Origin of the sequence: Streptomyces sp. NPDC056224 (assembly GCF_042267665.1) — a bacterium.
GTDB lineage: Bacteria > Actinomycetota > Actinomycetes > Streptomycetales > Streptomycetaceae > Streptomyces.
On record NZ_JBHJTK010000047.1, the window covers coordinates 14,224 to 34,157 of the forward strand.

Below are 19,934 nucleotides of genomic sequence, written 5' to 3' on the forward strand. Positions count from 1 at the left end.
TGAAAAGGACCGAACCTGCTGAGCCCGGATCAGACGCACTCTACGTAGCGAAAGTTCCCGCGCGTAAGAGATTTTTAGAGTTTTCTCACGTGGTCAATGTCACTGTCTGGACAAGCTGGCATTTCATGCCATGAAGAGGACATCTCGATCTTGCGGTTTGTTGACACATTTGCAGATGACAAGGAAGCGTGCGCCTGACTTCTCTTCACTCACAGCTCACAGCGAGGACCTCCGCCATGAGGCCAGCAATCCGTTCACGCCTTTCCAGCCCGGGGGTCCTCCGCAGACGGAGGACCCCCGGCGCGCTCACGCTTCCCGTCGCGGGTGCCGTCGTTCTCGCTCTGGGCACCGGTCTGCTCGCCGGGCCGCCGGCGTTCGCCGAGGATGCCCGCGGCCACGGCCCGGCCAACAGTGCATGGCCCGCCCCGACGCCCCGTCCTCCCTCCGCGGAGGCGGCTGCGATCGACGCCGCGAAGGCCCAGGCCAAAAGCAGCGGCAAACCAGTCGTCATCGAGCACCTGACGACGGCGAGTTCGCAGACCTTCGCCACTCCGACGGGCACGCTCACCACGGACACCGCGCCTGTACCGCAGCGGGTCAAGACAGCCGCCGGAACCTGGCAGCCGGTCGATGCCACGCTGCGGGCCAACGCAGACGGCACCGTGACTCCGGCAGCCGTGCCGTCCAAGCTCAGCCTCTCCGGCGGCGGCACCGGCCCCATGGCCACCATGACCACCGCCGACGGCAAGAAGCTGGCGCTCAAGGCTCCCTTCCCACTGCCCAAGCCCGTACTCAACGGCGACAGCGCCCTGTACGCCTCTGTCCTGCCGGGCGTGGACCTCGAGCTCAGCGCCAACACGCTCGGCGGCTGGCGACAGGTACTGATCGTCCGCACCGCCGAGGCCGCCGCCAACCCCGCCGTCAAGAAGCTCCAGCTCGCCGTCGAGGCCGACGGGCTCACCGTGAGCGCGGACGGCGCCGGCAACCTGAAAGCCACTGACGGCCAGGGCAAGCCGCGCTTCTCCGCCCCCACCCCGCTGATGTGGGACTCGGCCGGCACCGCTCCCGCTGCTCCGTCCACGCTCTCCAAGTCGGCGGGCACCATGGCGCTGCAGTCAGCTTCGGCGGACGTGGAGGACACCTCCACGCCGTCGAGCAGCGACGGCCCCGGCACCGGCGCCGGGGTGCAGAAGATCGGCACGAGTGTCGATGCCCAGGGCATTCAGCTCGTCCCCGACGCCACCCTGCTCGGGCAGGGCACCGGTCCCTGGTACATCGACCCGGGCTGGAACCCGACCCTCGACAACGCCAACCAGGCCTGGGCCCAGGTCCAGGAGGCGTACCCCGACACCAACGAGTACAACGGAACCCAGTACGGGCAGGACAAGCCCGCCGCCGGGTACTGCGGCTACATCGTGGGGAACCCGCCGTGTGACAGGGAAGGCCGCTCCCGGGCCTACTTCCAGATCGGCGTTGACTCCCGGCTCCACAACAGCGAGGTCATCAACGCGACGTTCTACGCGACCGTCGTCTCCTCCGCCAGCCCGAGCACCGTCACCCCGATGGGCCTGTACTCCACCGGCTACATCAGCAACCCGACCAGCTGGAACCAGCAGCCCTGCGACAAGAACTCGCGCATGGGCGGCTGCGGCAAGATCGGCACCACCAACATGTCCGGGTCGGGCGACATCCAGTTCGATGTCAAAAACCTGGTGAAGAGCGCCGTCGGGGGCCAGTGGTCCACCATCACCCTCGGCCTCGCCCCCGATGACGAGTACAACAAGTACTACCGGCAGCGGTTCAGCAACACCCCGCACATCGTCGTCGAGTACGACATCACCCCCACGGTCTGGTGGCCCCGTACCAGCCCGACTCCCGGATTCGCCGACACCGCCTCCTACGCCGACTGCCGTACTCCCGGCACCGCCAACGCCTGGGACAACCCGGGCTGGGTCGGCGCCAACAACAACATCACCCTGACCACCTCCACCTACTCGGCGACCGGACAGCAGCTCTACACGGGCTTCCAGTACTGGGACGACGACAACGGCGGCACGACCCAGTACGCCGACGCCGGCTGGAACAGCAGCTACGGCGCCGTCACCGTGAACATCGGCGCGCTGACCGACGGCCACCAGTACGGCTGGGCGGCCCGCGCAACGGACGGCACTCTCACCAGCAGCCCCACCGAGATGTGCTTCTTCCGCGTCGACCGCACCCCGCCGACTGCCACCGTTACATCCACCGACTTCCCCGCCTCTGGCACCATCGGAGCCCACCCCAAGTACGCCGGACAGGACGGAACCTTCACTCTGACCGGCGCCGACCCCGGTCCGGTAAGCGGCGGCCGTAGCTCTGGTCTGGCCTGCGCCCGCTGGACCACCGACCCGGTCAAGGCCGCCGCCACCGGCTGGAAGTGCACCGACACCGCGCCCGGCATCACCAAGCTGACCGGCGGCAAGGCCACTATCAGCATCAAGCCGCCGCGCTGGGGTACCAACTATGTGTACCTGCAGACCCAGGACAACGCGGGCAACATGTCCCAGCCCTTCGTCTACAGCTACTACGCCCCCTCCAACCCCGACGCCGGCAAGGCCGTCTTCGGTGACATCACCGGAGATCACAAACCCGACATCCTGCTGCCCGACACCGCCGGGGACCTCCGCAAGATCGGCGGTGGCGAAGACCCGTACAGCGCGCCCCGCGCCAAGATGGTCACAGCGGTGGGCAACACCGGGAACTGGAACGGAATCCAGATCAGCCACCGCGGCAGCCTCAGCCGCAAAACCGTCGACGACCTCTTCGCCCACCAGTCCGGCAGCACAAATCTGTACGTCTACTCCAATGACGGCAATGGCGGCTGGTTCGACGGTCAGGCATCCACCGCCATCACCAAGCCCACCAGCTGCCTCAACTCCGCCAAGGCGGCCATCACCTGCACCACCTACGGCTACGGCACCGACTGGGCCAAGGTGACGCAGATCGCGGCATTCGGCTCTGTCACGGGCGAGGCCGGCGACTCTCTGCCCCAGACCTCCCTGCTGTTCGTCGAGAACGGGCGTCTGTGGCTCGCCACCGCCGGCACCAACAACCAGCTCGCACCCCAGGCGATCCTGCTCTCCGGGAACGACACCAAATGGGACGGCTACGAGCTGATCGCACCCGGACGAGCCCAGGGCACCGCGTTCCCCACCCTGTGGGCCCGCTCCAAGACCGACGGCGGCACCCTGCACGCCTTCACCGTCAAGAGCGCCACCGACCTGACCGGGTTCACCGACCCGGCCGCAGGACTGATCGCGGGCAAGATCGACCCGAAGACCTACCCCCGGATCGGCTCCAACGGTGACATCACCGGTGACAGCATCCCGGACCTGTGGGCCGTCGACACCAACCAACAACTCGTCTCGTTCTACGGCACAGGTACCGCACCCAGCACCGAACTCCCCCACCCCACCGTCACTGGCGTCGACGTCTCCCCCGTCACCCTGGCCGGCCTGAACCGGGCCTCCGCCCAGTGGGGTCTCACCGGCCTGGCCGGCACCAAGGCCCGGGACGAGGTCGGATTCGACACCGTCACGGCGCCCGCCGGCAACAACCCCGCCACCCCCGCAGGCATCACGTTCGCCAAGGAGTCCATCGGCGGTCGCGACACCACCCACGCGGCCTTCAAGGGCAAGGCCTCGAGCATCACCAGCACCACCACCGCCGTCGACACCCGCGGCAGCTTCACCATCAGCACCTGGGCCAAAGCCGACACCACCAACGGCGGCGTCATCGCCAGCCAGGACGGCACCCGCAGCAGCGCCTTCTTCCTCTATTCCGACCCCAACGGCCAGGCGTGGCGCTTCGGTATCGCCCGGGGTGACGTCGACGGCCTGATGTACGACTGGACCGACCTCGCGGTCAACAGCGCGGCCCGCTTCACGCCCGGCGTGTGGACCCGTGTCTCCGCCGTCTACGACGCCACCACCGGCCTGATGCGCCTCTACGTCAACGGCATCCTTGCCAGCACCGGCCACCACACCGCCACCAGCAGCCAAGCCCCCACCGGCCCGCTCGTCATGGGCCGATACAAGAGGGACGGCCAGGCCGCTTACCTGACCACCAACCTGCCCGACAATGGCTTCTTCGGCGGCGTCAGCAACCTCGCCGTCTACCCGTACGCCGCCTCCATCACCGCCCCCAACGCGTCCAGCCCCATCCACCTGGCCGGCGCCGCAACCAATTGCGTCGACAACGACTACGACGGCGACACCGACGGCAACAAGATCCAGATCGCCGGCTGCAACGGCACCAACGCCCAGCAGTTCCAGATCCGCAACGACGGCACCATCCAGACCCACGGCAAGTGCCTCAACGCGGCCATGGCGGGCACCGCGAACACCACGCTGATCGAACTGCGCACATGTGACGCGAGCGCCCCCAGCCAGCGGTTCCTCCCCCGCGCCGACGGTGCGATCTACAACCCCGTCTCCGGCCGCTGCATAGACCTCGGCAACTACGACACCACCCCCGGCCACCAGCTCTGGCTCTTCGACTGCAACCGCTCCCCGGCCCAGACCTGGACCATCCCCAGCCTCGGCACGGCTCCACTGCCGCTGCCGGTTCCGGTGCCTGACATTCCCACCCCATAACCACTCCACCAGCAACACACGGGCCCGCCAGCCCCTCACACGGGGCTGGCGGGCCCCACCCTCTGCCACCACTCACAGACCAAACGCCGCGGCTGCAAACCCAACGCCCGCAGGCCGACGCCCCCAAGTCAGGGACTACCCGGCCATGGCAGAGGCCGAGCGGTCCGGGCAGACTGTCAAACCCGTTCAACTCACAACCAGAGACATAGGGGACCCGTGCCCAAGCGCCGACTCGTAATCGCCGCGGCTGCCCTCGCAGCCGGTGTTGGACTCATACCCGGCATGGCTCAGGCCCAGCCGGTCATGCCCGATCCTCACAGGGCAGCCGCCCCCGACGTGGACCCGAGCACAGCCGAGGCATCCGGCGCAGAAGTCTTCAGCAGCTCCGCGGACCGAACGGTCCGCACCGCAGTGCCGACCGGCCAGAGCCAGGCGGCGTCCGCTGGCGACAGTCAAGCGCTTTCGGTCAGACTGGACAGCTGGGGCACCTCCGCCCACACGATGCTTGTGCATTCCACCTTCAGCGGCGCTGAAGGCCCGCTCAGCGTCGCCATTGCCTGGGGCGACGGCACCACCGACACGGTCACCGCCGACGCCTCCGAACCGCTGGTGAGCAAGCACCCGTACACCGAGGTCGGCCAGTACACGGTCACGGTCACCGTGACCGACCCCACCACGAACACACAGGCCGTCAACAAGGTCACCGTGACGACGCTGGGCTCCGACTTCACCCCGCACGCCCCCTTGCGTCTTCTGGACACCCGCAACGGCACAGGCCAAGCAATGGGCAAGGTCCCCGCATACGGCTCGACCAGCGTCAAGATCACGGGCAGCGGCACAGTCCCTGATGGTGTCACCGCCGTGGTCCTCAACGTCACCGTCACCAATACAACCGCCAGCGGGCACATCATCGCCTCAGGCAGCGGTCGTCCCATGCCGAGCACGTCGAGCATCAACTACGGTCCCGGTGAGACCGTGCCGAACCTCGTGATCGTGCCGGTTGGCTCGGACGGGCGTGTGAACCTGGACAACCGCGGCTGGGAGTCGGTCGACTTGATCGCCGACATCACCGGCTACTTCGCCGCGTCCGCGTCCAGCGGCTACACCTCGCTCTCGCCGACCCGGTTCGTCGACACCCGCGAAGGTCAAGGCACTGCCAAGGGCCAGGTCATCGGGCACGGTTCGTTCGGCGTGCAGATCGCCGGGGCAGGCGGCGTTCCGAAGGGCGCCACCGCCGTCTCGCTCAACGTGACGGTCACCAACCCGCGCGAAGCCGGCCACCTGACCGTCTACCCCAGCGGGCAGGCGGCGCCGACCGCGTCCAACCTGAACTTCACCGCCGGCCAGACCGTCGCCAACTCCGTCATCGTGCCGGTCGGACCCGACGGCCGGATCATGGTCCGCAACGGTTCCTGGCAGCCCACTGACGTCGTCATCGACGTCAACGGCTACTACACCCCCAACAGCCAGGCTGCTTACGTACCGAACCACCCGATCCCCACCCGGATGGTCGACACCCGCAACACCGGCAAGCAGCTCGCAGCCCGTGACTACATGCACCTGCTGGACGCCCCCAACGTTGAGGCGTACGTCCTGAACACCACCGTCACCAACACGACCGGCACCGGATTCCTGTCCGTGGCCCCGGACCCGAACACCCGCGAACAATACGAGAACGGCACCGCGACCCCACCCGCACGTCCCATCTCCTCCAACATGAACTGGACGGCAGGCAAAACAGCCGCGAATCTCGCCCAGGCAGCCCCGGCCGACAGCGGCATGGTCGCCTTCTGGAACCAGGGCTGGGAAAACATCGACCTGATCATCGACGAATTCGGCTACTACGGCACCGACTGACCCACCAGACAACACGCCACACGACGGGGTGGTGCCACACGAGGCACCACCCCGGGCATCCCTCACGCGGCCCCGCCGACAAGGTCGGCCGCCCGCGCCCCACCTCCCCGGCCCCACTACCCCTGACCCGTGCCGGCCGCCCGGTACCTGAAGCCGGTGATGGCCAACGCGGCCGAGGACCTGGTCGACGTCGGCCCTTACGATCCCGGTGGAGCTCCCTTTCAAGCGGGGTTCACGCGGGTTCCTCAGGAGGTGCGGCGGCGGCATCGAGGCAGTAGCGCAGGTGAGCACCCTGCGCAAAGCGATCCACAAGTGCACTGGGTTCTCGCATTTACGAGCTGCTTTCGAGAACGGAGCCAGGAACGTGCCGGTTCGTGCGGGCTTCCGGAAGTCGCTTCTGGCCAGCCGGGAAACATCGAGGGTCCCGCCCGATCTCGGACAGGACCCTCACACGTGACCTCGGGACGTCAGACCGTGAAATAGCCGTTCAGGTCGGCGATCACGTCAACGGAGCCGGCGTTGTTGAAGAACGTCACCCGTCCGTCCACCACCGGGACCACCACGAGGTTGGCAACGGTCTGCCCGGCCGTGTAGTTGAGGTTCGAGACGTTGGGACGCGCGACCCCGTGCGGGTGGACGATCAGGTGGCTGGCCTCGGTGGGGTTGGTGATCGTGACGTTCAGGACGACGGCGGTCACACCCTGCGCGGGCACTCCGGAAACTCCGGCCACCTGGAGGCTGACCAGGCCGCCTGGCCCCACGGCGCCCGCCCGGGCGCCGGTGCCGTCACGGGTGTCGAGCAGCCGGACCGGCCCAGCCGCGGAGAAGGCCGAGCCGGTCGCCGCGTAGTAGCCGGTGACGTCGGCGATCAGATCGACGGAGCCGGAGTTGTTGCGCAAGTCGACCTTTCCGTTGACCACGGGAACGGTCACCAGGTTCGGCACGATCTGCCCGGCCGTGAAATTGAGGTTCGATACGCCCGGCGCCGCTTGCCCGTTGGGGTAGACGGTGACGTGCCCGGCCTCGGTGGGATACACGGCGGTCACGTTCATCACGACCGCGCTCACCCCAGTGGCCGGAATGCCCTTCACCCCGGAGACCTGAAGGGTGACGACCCCACCGGGCCCGACGCGCTGCTTCTGCGCGCCGGTGCCGTCCCGCGTGTCAAGGAAACGCGACGGTGTGATCGAGTTCAGCGCGGAGCCGACCCCGGCCTTGTCGGTGTAGTAGCCGGTGACGTCGGCGATGAGGTCCACGGAGCCGGAGTTGTTACGCAGGTCGACCTTTCCGTTGACCACGGGAACGGTCACCAGGTTCGGCACAATCTGCCCGGCCGTGAAGTTGAGGTTCGACGACTGGGGCGCCGGCTGCCCGTTCGGGTAGACGGTGACGTGCCCGGCCTCGGTGGGATACACGGCGGTCACGTTCATCACGACCGCGCTCACCCCAGTGGCTGGAATGCCCTTCACCCCGGCGACCTGAAGGGTGACGACCCCTCCCGGCCCGACGCGCTGCTTCTGCGCGCCGGTGCCGTCCCGCGTGTCAAGGGAACGCGACGGCCCGGCCGGCACGAACCGGCTCCCCTTCTGGACTGGCGCGGGGGCCGTGACCGTGTACGCCTTGGGAAGGTAACCCGGGGACGGCACCCCGCTGGTGTACTCGACGCCCTCGAGCAGCAAGTCGTACTGCCCGGGTACCAGCCCAATCGTGTCGACGATGACGTTCAGCTGCTTTCCGTCGGTGTTCGCGGTCATCGGCTCCAGAGCCCGCTCCGGTGAGCCGCTGCGGATCAGCTTGAGTTTGGTGCCGAAGGTGAGCCCGGTACCGCTGACGACGGCGTCGGTACGAGTACCGGTCAGGCTCGTCGAGGGGCTGATGCCGGTCGGGTTCGGCACCGGTGGCGGAAGGCAGCCCTCCTCACAGATTCCCTGCAGGGAGAAGTCGACGGGGGTCCGTGCGCGCTTGGGGCTCAGCAACAAGACCGCTTGGCCGGGCGTCGCGGCGGGGCTCGTCATACAGCTGAAGGCGAACTGCTCGTGCGAGGCGGTGCACCCGTAGCCGGCAGTCGCGGAGGTCCATTCCATGCCGCTCAGGTCCAGGCCTGGCTTGTCGAATTCCGTGGTGCTGGTGGTGCCGGAGACGGCGATCCTCTGGCCCGGCCTCATGTCGATCACGGCGCAGTAGGCGGTGGAGGTTTCGGAAAGAGTTCCGCTACGCGTAGGGAAATCGTTGACCGAAACACGGTTGGCGGTGCATTCAGGGGCCCAACCCGTAGAGGTGCCCACGCGCCAGGTGTCCAGCTTCGCGGCGATGGGGGCGCCGTAGGACTTGTCGGGTCCAATGACCGCTGTGTACGAGGTCGAGCCGCTGGCACGGCACGAGCCGCGAACCTCCAGGCACAGGGCGCGGCCGTCGCCGTCGACGACGGTCAGCGGGGCGGCGTCGACGTACGGTACGTCCGGTGTCCGTGCCGCGATCCAGAACTTGTCCGTGGTGGCGCCGGTCACCCGCACGCAGCGGGTATCCAGAGGCGACGTCAGATCGAAGGGGAGGGACGGGCCGCCCGTCTTCGTCGATGGCACGGCCGTGCACTGCGCGGTTGCGGACACGTCACGCCGCACCAGTTTGTACGTCTCCGTTCCACCCCAGGCGGCGGCCCAGCTCTCGAGCAGCGCCGTGTACGGCACACCCGAGGGCAGAGAGCATACGTTGGCTCTGGTGGAAGGAGTGGTCTCGCACTTCACGTTGCCCGCCGCGTCGACCAGTTTGACCGTCGCCGTCACGTCGTTGCGGGTGTCGGAGTAGTCCAGCAGCTCGGCGGTGGAGTGGGTATTGCCCGGCACGCTCAGGCAGGCGTGCGCCCTGTGGTAGGCCACCGACACCTCGGCACCCCAGGTGCCGTTGCCGAATGTGGACTGGGGCCACGGCGTGCAACCCGCGCTCTCACCGGTCCGGTGGAATATCAATGCGAAGCTCGCGAACGCCTGACTCGTCAGCACCGCGCGGAAGGGAGCGGTGCCGGTCAGCTTGCAGATGGCGCCGGCGTCGCATTGCAGGGTTCCGAACGCGTCGTACACCTTCACCCTGGCGTAGCTGCCGCCGGCCGGTGGCCGGTTCAGTACGTAAACGCCCTTGCCGGTGGCGGTGGGCAGGGTCAGGCAGAGCACCTGCCCCGGCCCTCCGAAGGTGCCGGCGGCCGGACCGGCCACCAGACCGTTGTCGTGGGTCGGGGTGCACCCCCGGGTCTCCTTCGCGGAGTAGAAGGCCATGCCGAAGGGATCGAGCGCTTGACTCCGGGGATCGGCCGACCAGGTGTAATCACCGGGGGTCAGGTCGCACGTCTGATCAGAGCACTCGGGCAGAGCCTCACCGGACTCGGAGGCGAGCACCGCCGGAGAAGGCAGCGTTCCGGAGGAAGAAACGGGTCCGAACGTGAACTCGGCTGCCTGCGTGACCCGCAGGATGCGGCAGGGTTCGGTCAGGCTCAGATCCGGGGCGGCTCCGAAGGCCTGGGGATCGACCAGCGCGCAGCCCTCCGGATTGGAGAGCCTGGCCACCGTGTAGTCGTAGGCGACCGCGTTGCCCGAGGACTGCAGTGCCGAGATCCGGAACGGTGCGGTGCCCATGAGCTTGCAGTCCAGGGGGTACGCCCCGCCGCGCCACCTAGACGTGCAGATCTCCTTGCCCGAGGCGTCGTACACGCCGTGCAGGACCTCGTGGCGGGAGCTGTAGGCACGCAGGACGTCACCGGCGGCCAGGTCCAGGGTGTAACAGTCACCCGCCGAGCCCGTCGGCAGCGAGCTGTGCAGCACGGTCGGTGCGCCGAGCCTGTGGTCCCCGGCGCCGATGGCCTTGCACGCGGTGGACGAGAGCAGCGGCGCGTACGACACGGAGATGCCGTTCGCCGTGTTGCTCTTGTCGGTGACCTGCACCGTGTACGTCCCGGCTTGACCGATCGGGCACCGCAGCGTTCCGTATCCGGGGTTGGGGTAATCGCACGCGACGGCGCCGCCGCCGGGCGCGATCAGTTTGGTGGCGGACTGCTGGGTCGTGATGACCTGGAGCAGGAGAAGATCTTTCTGCTGCGGCAGGGTGAGCGAGAAGGACGCCGTTTTGGACGGGTCGACCGTGCAGGTGCCGACTGTGTGCGGAGCCAGGGCTGTCGGGCAGGCCTCCGACGGGTCGCTCTTCTGGAGCGCGCGTACGGCTGCGTCGTGCTCGGCCTTCGGGTCGGGCTCCGGCGTTACCCGTGGACCGGCAGTTTTCGGCTGGGCCGTGGCCGACGTGGCAGGCGGCGGCGTGGCCGCCTGAGCGGTGCCTGTCGTGGGGCCGGCCAGGGATGCCAGCAGCGCGAGCAGCAAGGTGCCCGAGGCGGCGATCGCGCGGCCCCGCCCCCGTCTGCTCCGCTCTCTTCTGCCGATCGCAGCAAACTCATGAACCCCCCAGTTCAGATGGGCCCGAGCCCTGTGACCTGCGCAGGAGTTCCGGGCAGGCGGAGTGTAGCGCCCACCCCGGACAGCCCGATGGGCGGGACGCCTCAATCGCGTCCCGCCCCCTCCCGCCCAACGCAGGCACAGTCACCCAGCGGGGGCATGCCGCCCGTGGCGACGAAGCCTGGACCCACGTCCTCACCCCGACCTGGCCACTGGTCGCATCTCGTATGCCGGACGCCAGCTGCGGGTGCGCGATCGATTCAGACATGACCGCAGACCCCCCGAGCCGCACCCAGGCTCCTGCGCCGTCGTCGTGCCCAGCCGTAACCGGGCGGATGTGGAGGGGTGGCGGGTGTGGAGGGATGGCGGGTACGCGGGCCAGCCGACGACTGCTCGGCCCGTCACTGCATCCGCGGCCACCGGGGTCGCATCCGGGACGGCTTCACCGAGAGCTCGATCGCAGCAGGTCCGTCGGGCAGATCACTGTCCGGCGTGGAGTACCTCGCCGTGGTCCTTCGTCCAGGTACGCAAGCGGCGCCGGATGCCGTCGGTCTCGGCCCACAAGGTGATGGTCACGTCGTCCGAGCCGTGCATGTGAAGCCGCGGAACCCCTTGACCGCAGACTCCTCGGCTTCCCAGGTCCCCTCGACCTTCGGTCCCCCGGGGGTGAAGATCATCGACACGTGGAAGCAGACCGCGCCCCGCGGGGGTGTGATCACCACGGTGTCGTCTACCGCCGGTGTGTGGTCTCGAAGATCTCTACAGCCGTGGCTCCGGACTGCACGAGTTCCCGCTGTCGCCGCTCGGCGGCGGGACGGTCGTCGTGCACGGCCGAGGTCTTCTCCTGGCCGTCGAGGACCCATCTCACCTTGAAGCTCACCATGGCCATCGCCGGACCTCCGTCACGCTGTAGAGCGGCTGCCGCGAGAGCGCGGAGCCTGCCGTTTGATGTCAGCTTCTCAGCCAGCACTGACAATGCCGTGGCGGATCCGGGCCGGTGTCAGTCCAGGGTCAGCCGCAGGGTGTACGACTGGCCGGTGCTGATGGCCTCGGCTTGTTCACGCAGGTCGGCGGGGGTGAAACCAGAGGGGCGTCGTCGGCGGCCCGACGCGGCTGCGGGGAGGATCTCAGCAGCAGGCTGGCCGCGGTGGGAGGCGGCGAGCCGGCTGAAAGCGTGCCGGTACGGGGCGCCGTAGGCGGTAGGGCTGCTGTCGGCCAGGAGGCTGCCCGGGTGCTGCCTGTTCATGTTGATGTTGCCCATGGCCGGCCCTCCTTCCGGGTGCGGCCCGACCGTCCCGGGCCCTCACCCTCGACGGCAGGGGCCGGTCTGACAGCGGCCGGGTCGGCCGGTGGAGGGGGAGCCCCCCTCGGGCGTGGCATGGGCCGGAGGCGAGAGTCAGCCGGCTGCCGCAGTGGGTCCCTGACCGAACCGCGGGACATCTTCCGTGGTCACGTCCAGGCGCAGCCGCTTGAATCGGAGTGGGTGGCGGAAGACTCCGCCGCGGTCGATGGCGCGGTCGGCGCTGATTTCCGCCACCAGGTCGGGGCGGACCAGGATGGCGTCCAGGGCGTCGCGGCTGCCCCACGTTGCGGCGAAGCGCACGCCCTCCCAGGGGTGCCCGCCGTCGGCGGCGGCCAGGTGCTCGCCGACCTGCCGGGACTGCTCCGGGCGTAGCGGGACTGTACGGCCGACCGCACGCAGGCGGCCGTGGGTGTCGTGGCGGCCGAGGATGAGGAGTTGCGGGTGGGTCAGGGTGCCGGTGATGGCGCCGATGATGGCTTCGGTGGTGTCGCGGCGGCGGATTTTGTACCAGCCTCCGTAGCTTGGGCGGTAGGGCTGGTTCATGGCTTTGACCACGATGCCCTCGACGCCGGACACGTCGGTCCAGGACTCCAGCCACTCCCGGGCCTTGGCCAGGTCCGTGGTCATGGGGCAGAGCGTCCACGGGGCCGTCAGCCGTTGATCGGTGAACAGGTCCTCAAGCCGGGCGCGGCGTTCGGCGTAGGGGCGGTTCAGCTGCTCCTGCCCGTCTTGTTGCAGGACGTCGAACGCGACGTAGTAGGCCGGCCACCGGGCGGCCAGGGCGGGGGCGCCGCGGCGGGCGGCGGCCCGGCGCTGCAGCGCCTCAAACGACAGCCGGCCCGCCTCGGCATCCCAGACCAGCAGCTCGCCGTCCAGGACCAGGCCGTCAGGCAGCTGCTCGGCGGCCGCCACCAGGTCGGGGAACCGGTCCTGGATCAGCGACCCGCGCCGGGTCTGGAGCAGCACCCGGCCGCCCGGCCCGGCGGGGGTGAAGAGCAGCACCCTGTGCCCGTCGAACTTCTGCTCAAAGGCCAGAGGGCCCAGCACGCCGGGCCCTGGCACCGACTCCGCGGCCTGCGCCAGCATCGGCTCCACCGGCGGCCTGAGCACCACCCCGGGCCCTCCTTCACAGCTCGTACCGCCCCCGGGAACAGCCTGACCCCCGCAAGGGCACCGCGGTCTGGTGGAGGCCGCCGGACGGCCCAGAAGACCGCCCCGCCAGCCCCGTGGAACCGCCAGGCCGGGTCAGTCCTCAGGCGGCGCCTCTGCGCTCTTGGCCGCCGTCACGAGCGCCTTCTCGACTTCGTAGCGGTTCTGCCCCGTGGCTTTCGCGTGCTCGGTGACCGCGTCGTGCACCGCCGCCGCAGCCTCCAGCCACGGCCGCCACGCCTCCGCACTGTAGGGGCCGGCCGTCGCACGGGCCCGGGCCGCGTCGGCCATGCGCCGAAGCCGGATGAGTTCGTCGTTCAGTTCGATTGCCACCGCGGGATCCTACGGTCCGCCCGTCCCCGTCATGACTGCGCCGCGCCACTCTTTGGCGGCGGAACCATCCATTCCTATAATCGAACTTGTGAGCGAAAATGTGGGAGTGCGGCTGGCCCAGTACCGAGCGGTCGAAAGCTGGCTGGACTGGCAGCTTTCCTAGGTCCGCGAGGCCATCGGACGCCTGGAACAGGAGGAAGCCGCAGTCACGGCCCGCCGCCCACCGGCGCCCGTGCCGGACTGGAAGCTGGAGGTGCACCGCACCGGGTACGGACAGCAGCCGTTCCGCGTGCACGCCGGGTCCTGCCCCGACGGCCAGGGCAAGGCACTCGACCGCACCGAAGCACGCCGGCTCCTCGCCCAGGGAGTGGAGGCCTGCCCGTTCTGCCGGCCCGACGTCGCCCTCGGGGTGCTGGAGTGACCGGGCACCGGCACGGTGGAGAGGTGAGCCCGCACGTGATCGTCTACCCGCCGGACGCCCAGGGCGGGCGCCGCGTCCGCTGCAACGGCGAGATCCTCGGCCGCGCCCTGGGCCCCGGCGATCTTCTGGAGTTCCTGCGACAGGCCGGCCTGGACCCGGACGACGTCCAGCTGGACGATGCCCGCCTGATCGAGTGGCGCGGCGGCGGGTCAGCTGTCTGGAGCCCGGACACCGCCGAGGAGTGAACCGGGCGCCCCGGGCGATGGTGGCGAGACCACTGTGCTTCCGCCCCGGGGCGGGGGCACCACATCCTGCAGCCCGCCCCGACCCCATCCCTCACCAGTGACAACCCCGCCGGCGGGGTCGGGGCCATCCCCGGAGCGGTCCTCGCCACCGCGGCGGCACACCACTTCAACCGGACCAGCTAGCTCCGCCCACCCACTACACTCGCGACCTCAACCCGACCCTGGATTGAGGCACGGCGCACGTGAACCAGCACCACTCGCCACAGGTCCTGCTCATCGGCGGAGGTGCCGGATCCGGCAAGACCGCCCTCGCCCGCGCCCTGGCCGAGGCCGTGCCCGGCGCGGCCCTGGTCCACCTGGACCTCTGCTACCACAGCGATCCGGCCCTGGCCCCAAGCGTCCCCCGCCTCGACGGGCCAGGCCGCGTGGTCGACTTCAGCGACCCGCTCGCCCTCGACCCAGCCCGCATCAAAGCAGCCCTGGCCGAACACGCTGACGCCCCAATCGTGATCGTGGAGGGCATCTTCGCGCTCGCCCTGCCCGAGCTCGCATCCCTGGCGACGTGGACCGTGTACGTCGACACCCCCGCAGACATCCGGATCGTCCGCAAAACCCTCCGCAAGATCCAGGAAGGCAAAGACCCCGCCCCCGGACTCCTCGGCTACGCCAACAGCCACCGCTCCCACCACCTCCACGTCGCCCCCACCCGCGACAGCGCCGGCATCGTCCTCGACGGCACCCAGCCCACCGCCGACCTCACCGCACAACTCAAGCAATACCTGAACGCCGAGCAGGGGGAGTCACCGAAAATCGGGTGACTCCCCCTCTGCCGCCTCGGGCCGGAAGACGGTGGCTTGTCGGAGGTCGGGCGGGTCCCGCGCACGGAGGCAGCAAGGACGTTGTGCCGAAGCTCGATACCTGTCACCGGGCGCGCCGATCGAGCTGGGTGGAGCTGCGCGGTGAAGCCAGGTGGTTGTCACCACCTACGCGCGCTGCTTGTCACCTGCGAGCAGTGCTCAGCCGTTCTGTCACCTGTTGTCCGGTGAAGGTCAGGTTCGGGCAGCAGACGACGACTGAGGCCGTGTGGAGCCCAGGCGGACTGGCCGGAGCCTATTGGTCAAGGTCGATCGGGTGTGGGAGCGGCTTCCACTCGGGCAGCCAGTCAGTGGCCGTCCCGCCGGACAGCGCGAGGTGGAGCCAGTCACTGAAGCCGAGGTCGGTGTCATGCCAGTCCGCCCAACCGCGGCGAAACGCTGAGACGGTCCAGGACCCGCCTTCACGGGGAACTAGGAACAGTTGGTCGCCTTCGATCGTGTTCCCCCAAACCAAAGCCCCACCCGGGGTCGGCAGGACCGTGTGGGGAACCGTCCGGGATGCCTCCAGCTGCCGACCCATGCCGTCGGCGTACTCGCGCAGCGTCCGGGCCCCGCAGAAGTAGATGTAGTCCGAGATGACCGCGTCGCCGTAAGCGCCCGCGATCTCAACGAAGTCCGCGGGCAGGGTGACCGACCAGGCAGAGGCGATTTCTTCGATCAGGTGCCCTTCGTCCCTTCGAACGGGCAACCCGAGCACGGGGGCGAAGTCGCTGATGGTCTTCAACTGGTCTCCTACTGGCGGGAGCCCCCGCAGCCCTGGGTGGTGCCCGCCTGCGGCAGCCGATCGACGAGAGGCTAGCCCAGGGCTAAGACGACGTTGGAAGGCCCCCTTGCAGGCGGCATCATCACGGCAATGACCGGCTGGTGCCAGCTATCGCGCCGTGGTGACACCTATCGCGCTTCGGCACAACGCTGTGGCGCGCGAGGCGATCTCGCGCATCGGTCTCAGTAGGAGATCTCGATGTAGTCGATGTCCGTGAACTCCACCAGCAGATCCCCCGCCCGGCGGCCTCCGTCCTTGAAGTAGGCCTCCTGCTGTCGGCGTACGACTCAATCTGCTCAGTCGTGTACGAGTGAACGTGCTCAAGGGCTGCCGCTCTGAATCTCTGACCATGAAGACATTAAAGGTGTCATGATGACATCGTGAGTGTCGATGAGTGCGCGATGGACGAGGCGCCGTTGGGGCCTCTGCTGTACGAAGTGATCCGCAGCTTGTGGCCGCTGCACCGCACGGTCGTGCGTGCCGTGGAGCGGGAGCTGACAGGCACGGGGATGACAGCCGGTGCGCATGCGGTGATGGACGAACTGCGCAGGGGCGGCCCCCGAACAGTTCCTCAACTGGCCCGCCTGCTGGGCCTGGACCGGCAGCCGATCCAGCGTCTGGTCAACGATGTGACAGCCCTGGGGCTGGCCGAGAGCGCCCCGAACCCCGAGCACCGGCGCTCCCGCCTGATCCTGCTCACCCCGGAAGGGGACGCCACCATCAAGGGCATCCAGGAAGCCGAGGAAGCCGAACTGCGGCGCCGGCTGTCCGATCTCACCGCCGGTGACGTCACCACGGCTCTGCACGTAATGCGGCGCCTCGGCGAGGAGTTCAAGGACCTCGCACAGGATGCCCTGCCACACCCCACGGATCGAGGAGACGACCCACGATGACGCATGCGCGGACGCACACGGTCACAACTGGCGCCGTACCCGTCGAGGCGGGCGAGCTCTTTTACGAGTCGGCCGGCGAAGGGCCCCCTGTCGTACTGCTCCACGGCGGCATGCTCGACTTGAACATGTGGGACGAGCAGTTCTCGCTGCTCGCGGGCCAGGGGTACCGCGTCATCCGCTATGACGCGCGCGGCCACGGGCGTTCTTCCACCGTGGCGGGCGACTACGCCAATCACGACGATCTCCACGCTCTGCTTACCCACCTCGACGTCCCGTGCGCCGCGCTCGTAGGGCTTTCCCTCGGCGCGCGGACCGCCATCGATACGGCAATAGCTCATCCCGAGTCCGTGTCGGCGTTGGTACTCGCCTCGCCCGGGGTGAGCGGGCGGCCCTTCAGCGACCGTTACGTCGCGCACCACACCGCGCAGCAGATGGCCGCGATGGGCGACCCGGACGGTGGAGCGCAGCGGTTCGTGGAGCACTTTCTCCGGATGTGGGTGGACGGGCCGTACCGTGAACCGTCCGAAGTCGGCCGCACACTGCGTGAGCGGATGCGTGCGTCGGCTTCCGCCAATGTCGTGCGGCACGCCCGCGGGCTGGGGGCGGGGACACCGAGAGAAGTCGGTGCAGCGGACCGGCTGGCCTCCATCCGCGTGCCCACCCTGGTTCTCGACGGAGAACTCGACAGCAGCGACATTTCGTCAAACGCTCAGGCAATCGCCCGAGCCGTTCCCGGTGCCAGGCACCAACGGTTCTCCTCGGCAGCCCACATGGTCAACGTCGAGAGCACGGCACTCTTCAACCGTGCGGTCAGATCCTTCCTCGTCTCCACGACCAACCTGAACTGAGCACGTTCATCTGTACCGGTGTGAGCATATTCGGGGGTACTCCGACAGGGGGCCTTGACCCCGGATCCTGAACACACGAGACACTGGATCCTGAGGATCTGAGAACGGACATCTCGTGGTCATGAAGCACTACCCGCCGGAGTTCAAAGCGGACGCGGTCGCGCTGTACGAGTCGCGGCCGGGATCGACGATCAGGTCGGTCGCCGCCGATCTGGGGGTCAACCCGGAGACGCTGCGGAACTGGGTCCGGGCGGCCGGAGCGAGTCGGCCCCGGGGACGCCGTGCCGAGGGGCCGGCCGAACCGCCCGTGCCACTGGAGGCGGAGAACGCCGCACTCCCGAAGAAGGTCCGCGAGCTGGAGGAAGAACGCGAGATCCTGCGGAAAGCGGCCAAGTATTTCGCCGGGGAGACGCGCTGGTGAACCGCTTCCAGTTCGTCGCCGACCACCAGCGCCGTCACGGCGTGAAGCGGCTGTGCAGGATCCTCGGCATCGCCCGCTCCAGCTTCTACTACTGGCGCCGGACGGCTGCGGACCGCGCAGGCCGGCAAGCAGCCGACGCCCGCCTCGCCGTCCGGATACGGGCCGTGCACCGGGAATCCGACGGCACCTACGGGGCCCCGCGGATCACCGCCGAGCTCCGTGAGGACAGCGGTGATCCGGTCAACCACAAGCGTGTCGCCAGGATCATGCGGGCGTCCGGAATCGAAGGGGTCCGTCTGCGCCGCCGGCACCGCACCACCGTCCCCGACCCGGCCGCGGCCAAGGCACCGGACCTGATCGGCCGCGACTTCACCGCCGAAACCCCGAACACGAAGTACGTCGGCGACATCACCTACCTGCCCATCGACGGCGGGAAGTTCTGCTATCTCGCGACCGTCATCGACCTCGCCTCGCGCCGTCTGGCCGGCTGGGCGATCGCCGACCACATGCGCGTGGACCTCGTCACCGACGCCCTGGCCGCAGCGGTCCGCACCCGCGGCAGTCTCGCCGGATCGATCATGCACACCGATCACGGAGCCCAGTACACCAGCAGGGCCTTCGCCGAAGCCTGCAGGTCAGCAGGTCAGCAGGGGTCCGACAAAGTATGAGCGCGGTCGGGTCCAGCGCGGACAACGCACTCGCGGAGTCCTTCAACGCAACCTTCAAACGAGAGACGCTCCAGGGCCGCAAGCGCTGGCCCAACGAGCGCCAGGCCCGACTCGACGCCTTCCAATGGCTCAACCGCTACAACACCCGACGCCGACACTCCCGCCTCGGACACCGCAGCCCCATCACCTACGAAGCACACTCGAAACACCACCAACTACGCTGGCATCAGCCGCATAACCCGTGTTCAGGATCCGGCGTCAAGGCCCCCATGCCGCTATCCAACATCGTCGAGTTCATCGTGATGAGTCTGGGTGGAGGATCAACCGCCGCGGCTCGGTTCGGTGCCTGCCCTGCAGGGCAAGGTGAAATCCTTCAGGACAGCTCGTCGATGAGCCCGAAGCCCTCCGGGAACTCCTCCAGGAACTCACGGCGAGCGGGGTTGGTCTCGGCAGCTGCCATCTCCCCGAGCAGGGCGATCAGCTCCTGCTGCTGATCACTCGACAGCGTGCTGACCACGTGCGCGACGCCCTCCATCACCTTGACCGCGTCGTCCTGATCCATCTGCTCGTCTTCGCTGCCGTCGATGAACCACAGGACATCGACCAAAGCCTCGGCCAAGGCACGAGTCAGGGACGGATACGAAGACGTCACAACGGTCTCCCAGCAGATCAACAGCAGAGTCCAGCCATCCCAGCACACACCACTGACATCACTATCCGTGAGCCTCCACGGAAAGTGGACCAGAGCCCGTTCTCGCGTCTAAAGCCACGCAGGCCGTAGTCCGGCGGCAACCATCCCTTCCGCCTGTCGATGGTCTTTCGCGTGTGCGGAGGCGGGTGCGGACAGCCCTGCATCAGATCGGGTTCATCCCTAACCCACGCAAGCCCGTAATGAGCGGTACACACAGGCCAGATGGTCGCCGCAGGCTCCATCGGACTCGGCGCCGTCCCCCGTCGGCTCCGGCGCAGCTTGGGGCGCGGCGGCTGGGTCGGGCGCAGCCTGCAGTCCTCGGCGAAGGCCGTCAAGGACGGCAGCCCCTCACTTCCCAGCTGATCGCGGAACAGCGGTCCGCTGGTGTTGGACCCGATCC

At 68.5% G+C, this 19,934-nt stretch carries 14 protein-coding genes and 1 pseudogene; 8 read left to right on the forward strand and 7 right to left on the reverse strand.

Going from position 1 to position 19,934, the window contains the following annotated elements; genetic code table 11:
- The first annotated feature begins 236 nt into the window (after nucleotides 1-236).
- Nucleotides 237-4,634, forward strand: a complete 4,398-nt coding sequence (locus tag ACFCZ1_RS33020) for a ricin-type beta-trefoil lectin domain protein (RefSeq protein ID WP_376681957.1) — start codon at nucleotides 237-239, stop codon at nucleotides 4,632-4,634.
- A gap of 501 nt (nucleotides 4,635-5,135) precedes the next feature.
- On the forward strand, nucleotides 5,136-6,491 hold the full coding sequence (locus tag ACFCZ1_RS33025; RefSeq protein ID WP_376681958.1) for a hypothetical protein: 1,356 nt from the start codon (nucleotides 5,136-5,138) through the stop codon (nucleotides 6,489-6,491).
- 467 nt (nucleotides 6,492-6,958) lie between these two features.
- Here ACFCZ1_RS33025 and ACFCZ1_RS33030 read toward each other — a convergent pair whose 3' ends face one another.
- The 5 genes from ACFCZ1_RS33030 to ACFCZ1_RS33050 form a co-directional block, all read right to left on the reverse strand.
- Nucleotides 6,959-10,852 carry a hypothetical protein gene (locus ACFCZ1_RS33030; RefSeq protein WP_376681959.1) on the reverse strand — a complete coding sequence of 1,298 codons (3,894 nt, stop codon included), beginning with the start codon at nucleotides 10,850-10,852 and terminating at the stop codon, nucleotides 6,959-6,961.
- 802 nt (nucleotides 10,853-11,654) lie between these two features.
- The gene (locus ACFCZ1_RS33035; protein ID WP_376681960.1) at nucleotides 11,655-11,813 is read right to left on the reverse strand and encodes a hypothetical protein; all 159 of its coding nucleotides are present in this window, start codon (nucleotides 11,811-11,813) and stop codon (nucleotides 11,655-11,657) included.
- Nucleotides 11,814-11,924: 111 nt separating this feature from the next.
- The gene (locus ACFCZ1_RS33040) at nucleotides 11,925-12,185 is read right to left on the reverse strand and encodes a hypothetical protein (RefSeq protein ID WP_376681961.1); all 261 of its coding nucleotides are present in this window, start codon (nucleotides 12,183-12,185) and stop codon (nucleotides 11,925-11,927) included.
- Nucleotides 12,186-12,320: 135 nt separating this feature from the next.
- Nucleotides 12,321-13,340, reverse strand: coding sequence for an ATP-dependent DNA ligase (locus ACFCZ1_RS33045; RefSeq protein ID WP_376681962.1), 1,020 nt, complete (start codon nucleotides 13,338-13,340; stop codon nucleotides 12,321-12,323).
- Nucleotides 13,341-13,472: 132 nt separating this feature from the next.
- Entirely contained in the window at nucleotides 13,473-13,709 is a 237-nt protein-coding gene (locus ACFCZ1_RS33050; protein WP_376681963.1) for a hypothetical protein, read from the reverse strand.
- A 232-nt stretch (nucleotides 13,710-13,941) separates the two neighbouring features.
- Here ACFCZ1_RS33050 and ACFCZ1_RS33055 point away from each other — a divergent pair, with 232 nt between their 5' ends.
- The 3 genes from ACFCZ1_RS33055 (at nucleotide 13,942) to ACFCZ1_RS33065 (ending at nucleotide 15,193) form a co-directional block, all read left to right on the forward strand.
- Nucleotides 13,942-14,130, forward strand: coding sequence for a DUF6233 domain-containing protein (locus ACFCZ1_RS33055; protein ID WP_376681964.1), 189 nt, complete (start codon nucleotides 13,942-13,944; stop codon nucleotides 14,128-14,130).
- 23 nt (nucleotides 14,131-14,153) lie between these two features.
- A complete protein-coding gene (locus ACFCZ1_RS33060) occupies nucleotides 14,154-14,375 on the forward strand; it encodes a hypothetical protein (protein WP_376681965.1) in 222 nt (73 codons plus the stop codon).
- A 242-nt stretch (nucleotides 14,376-14,617) separates the two neighbouring features.
- Entirely contained in the window at nucleotides 14,618-15,193 is a 576-nt protein-coding gene (locus ACFCZ1_RS33065) for a uridine kinase (RefSeq protein ID WP_376681966.1), read from the forward strand.
- A 292-nt stretch (nucleotides 15,194-15,485) separates the two neighbouring features.
- Here ACFCZ1_RS33065 and ACFCZ1_RS33070 read toward each other — a convergent pair whose 3' ends face one another.
- On the reverse strand, nucleotides 15,486-15,974 hold the full coding sequence (locus tag ACFCZ1_RS33070; protein ID WP_376681967.1) for a hypothetical protein: 489 nt from the start codon (nucleotides 15,972-15,974) through the stop codon (nucleotides 15,486-15,488).
- 440 nt (nucleotides 15,975-16,414) lie between these two features.
- On the opposite strand from ACFCZ1_RS33070, the gene ACFCZ1_RS33075 reads away from it, so the two are divergent.
- From ACFCZ1_RS33075 to ACFCZ1_RS33085, 3 genes and pseudogenes are all read left to right on the forward strand, one after another.
- Entirely contained in the window at nucleotides 16,415-16,906 is a 492-nt protein-coding gene (locus tag ACFCZ1_RS33075) for a MarR family winged helix-turn-helix transcriptional regulator (RefSeq protein WP_376681968.1), read from the forward strand.
- Entirely contained in the window at nucleotides 16,903-17,754 is an 852-nt protein-coding gene (locus tag ACFCZ1_RS33080; RefSeq protein WP_376681969.1) for an alpha/beta fold hydrolase, read from the forward strand. The genes ACFCZ1_RS33075 and ACFCZ1_RS33080 overlap by 4 nt, the downstream gene beginning before the upstream one ends.
- A 115-nt stretch (nucleotides 17,755-17,869) precedes the next feature.
- Nucleotides 17,870-19,046: pseudogene (locus ACFCZ1_RS33085) on the forward strand (IS3 family transposase); the annotation flags it as partial.
- A 170-nt stretch (nucleotides 19,047-19,216) separates the two neighbouring features.
- Here the strand turns inward: ACFCZ1_RS33085 and ACFCZ1_RS33090 are convergent.
- Entirely contained in the window at nucleotides 19,217-19,462 is a 246-nt protein-coding gene (locus ACFCZ1_RS33090; protein WP_376681970.1) for a hypothetical protein, read from the reverse strand.
- Between the last annotated feature and the right edge of the window lie 472 nt (nucleotides 19,463-19,934).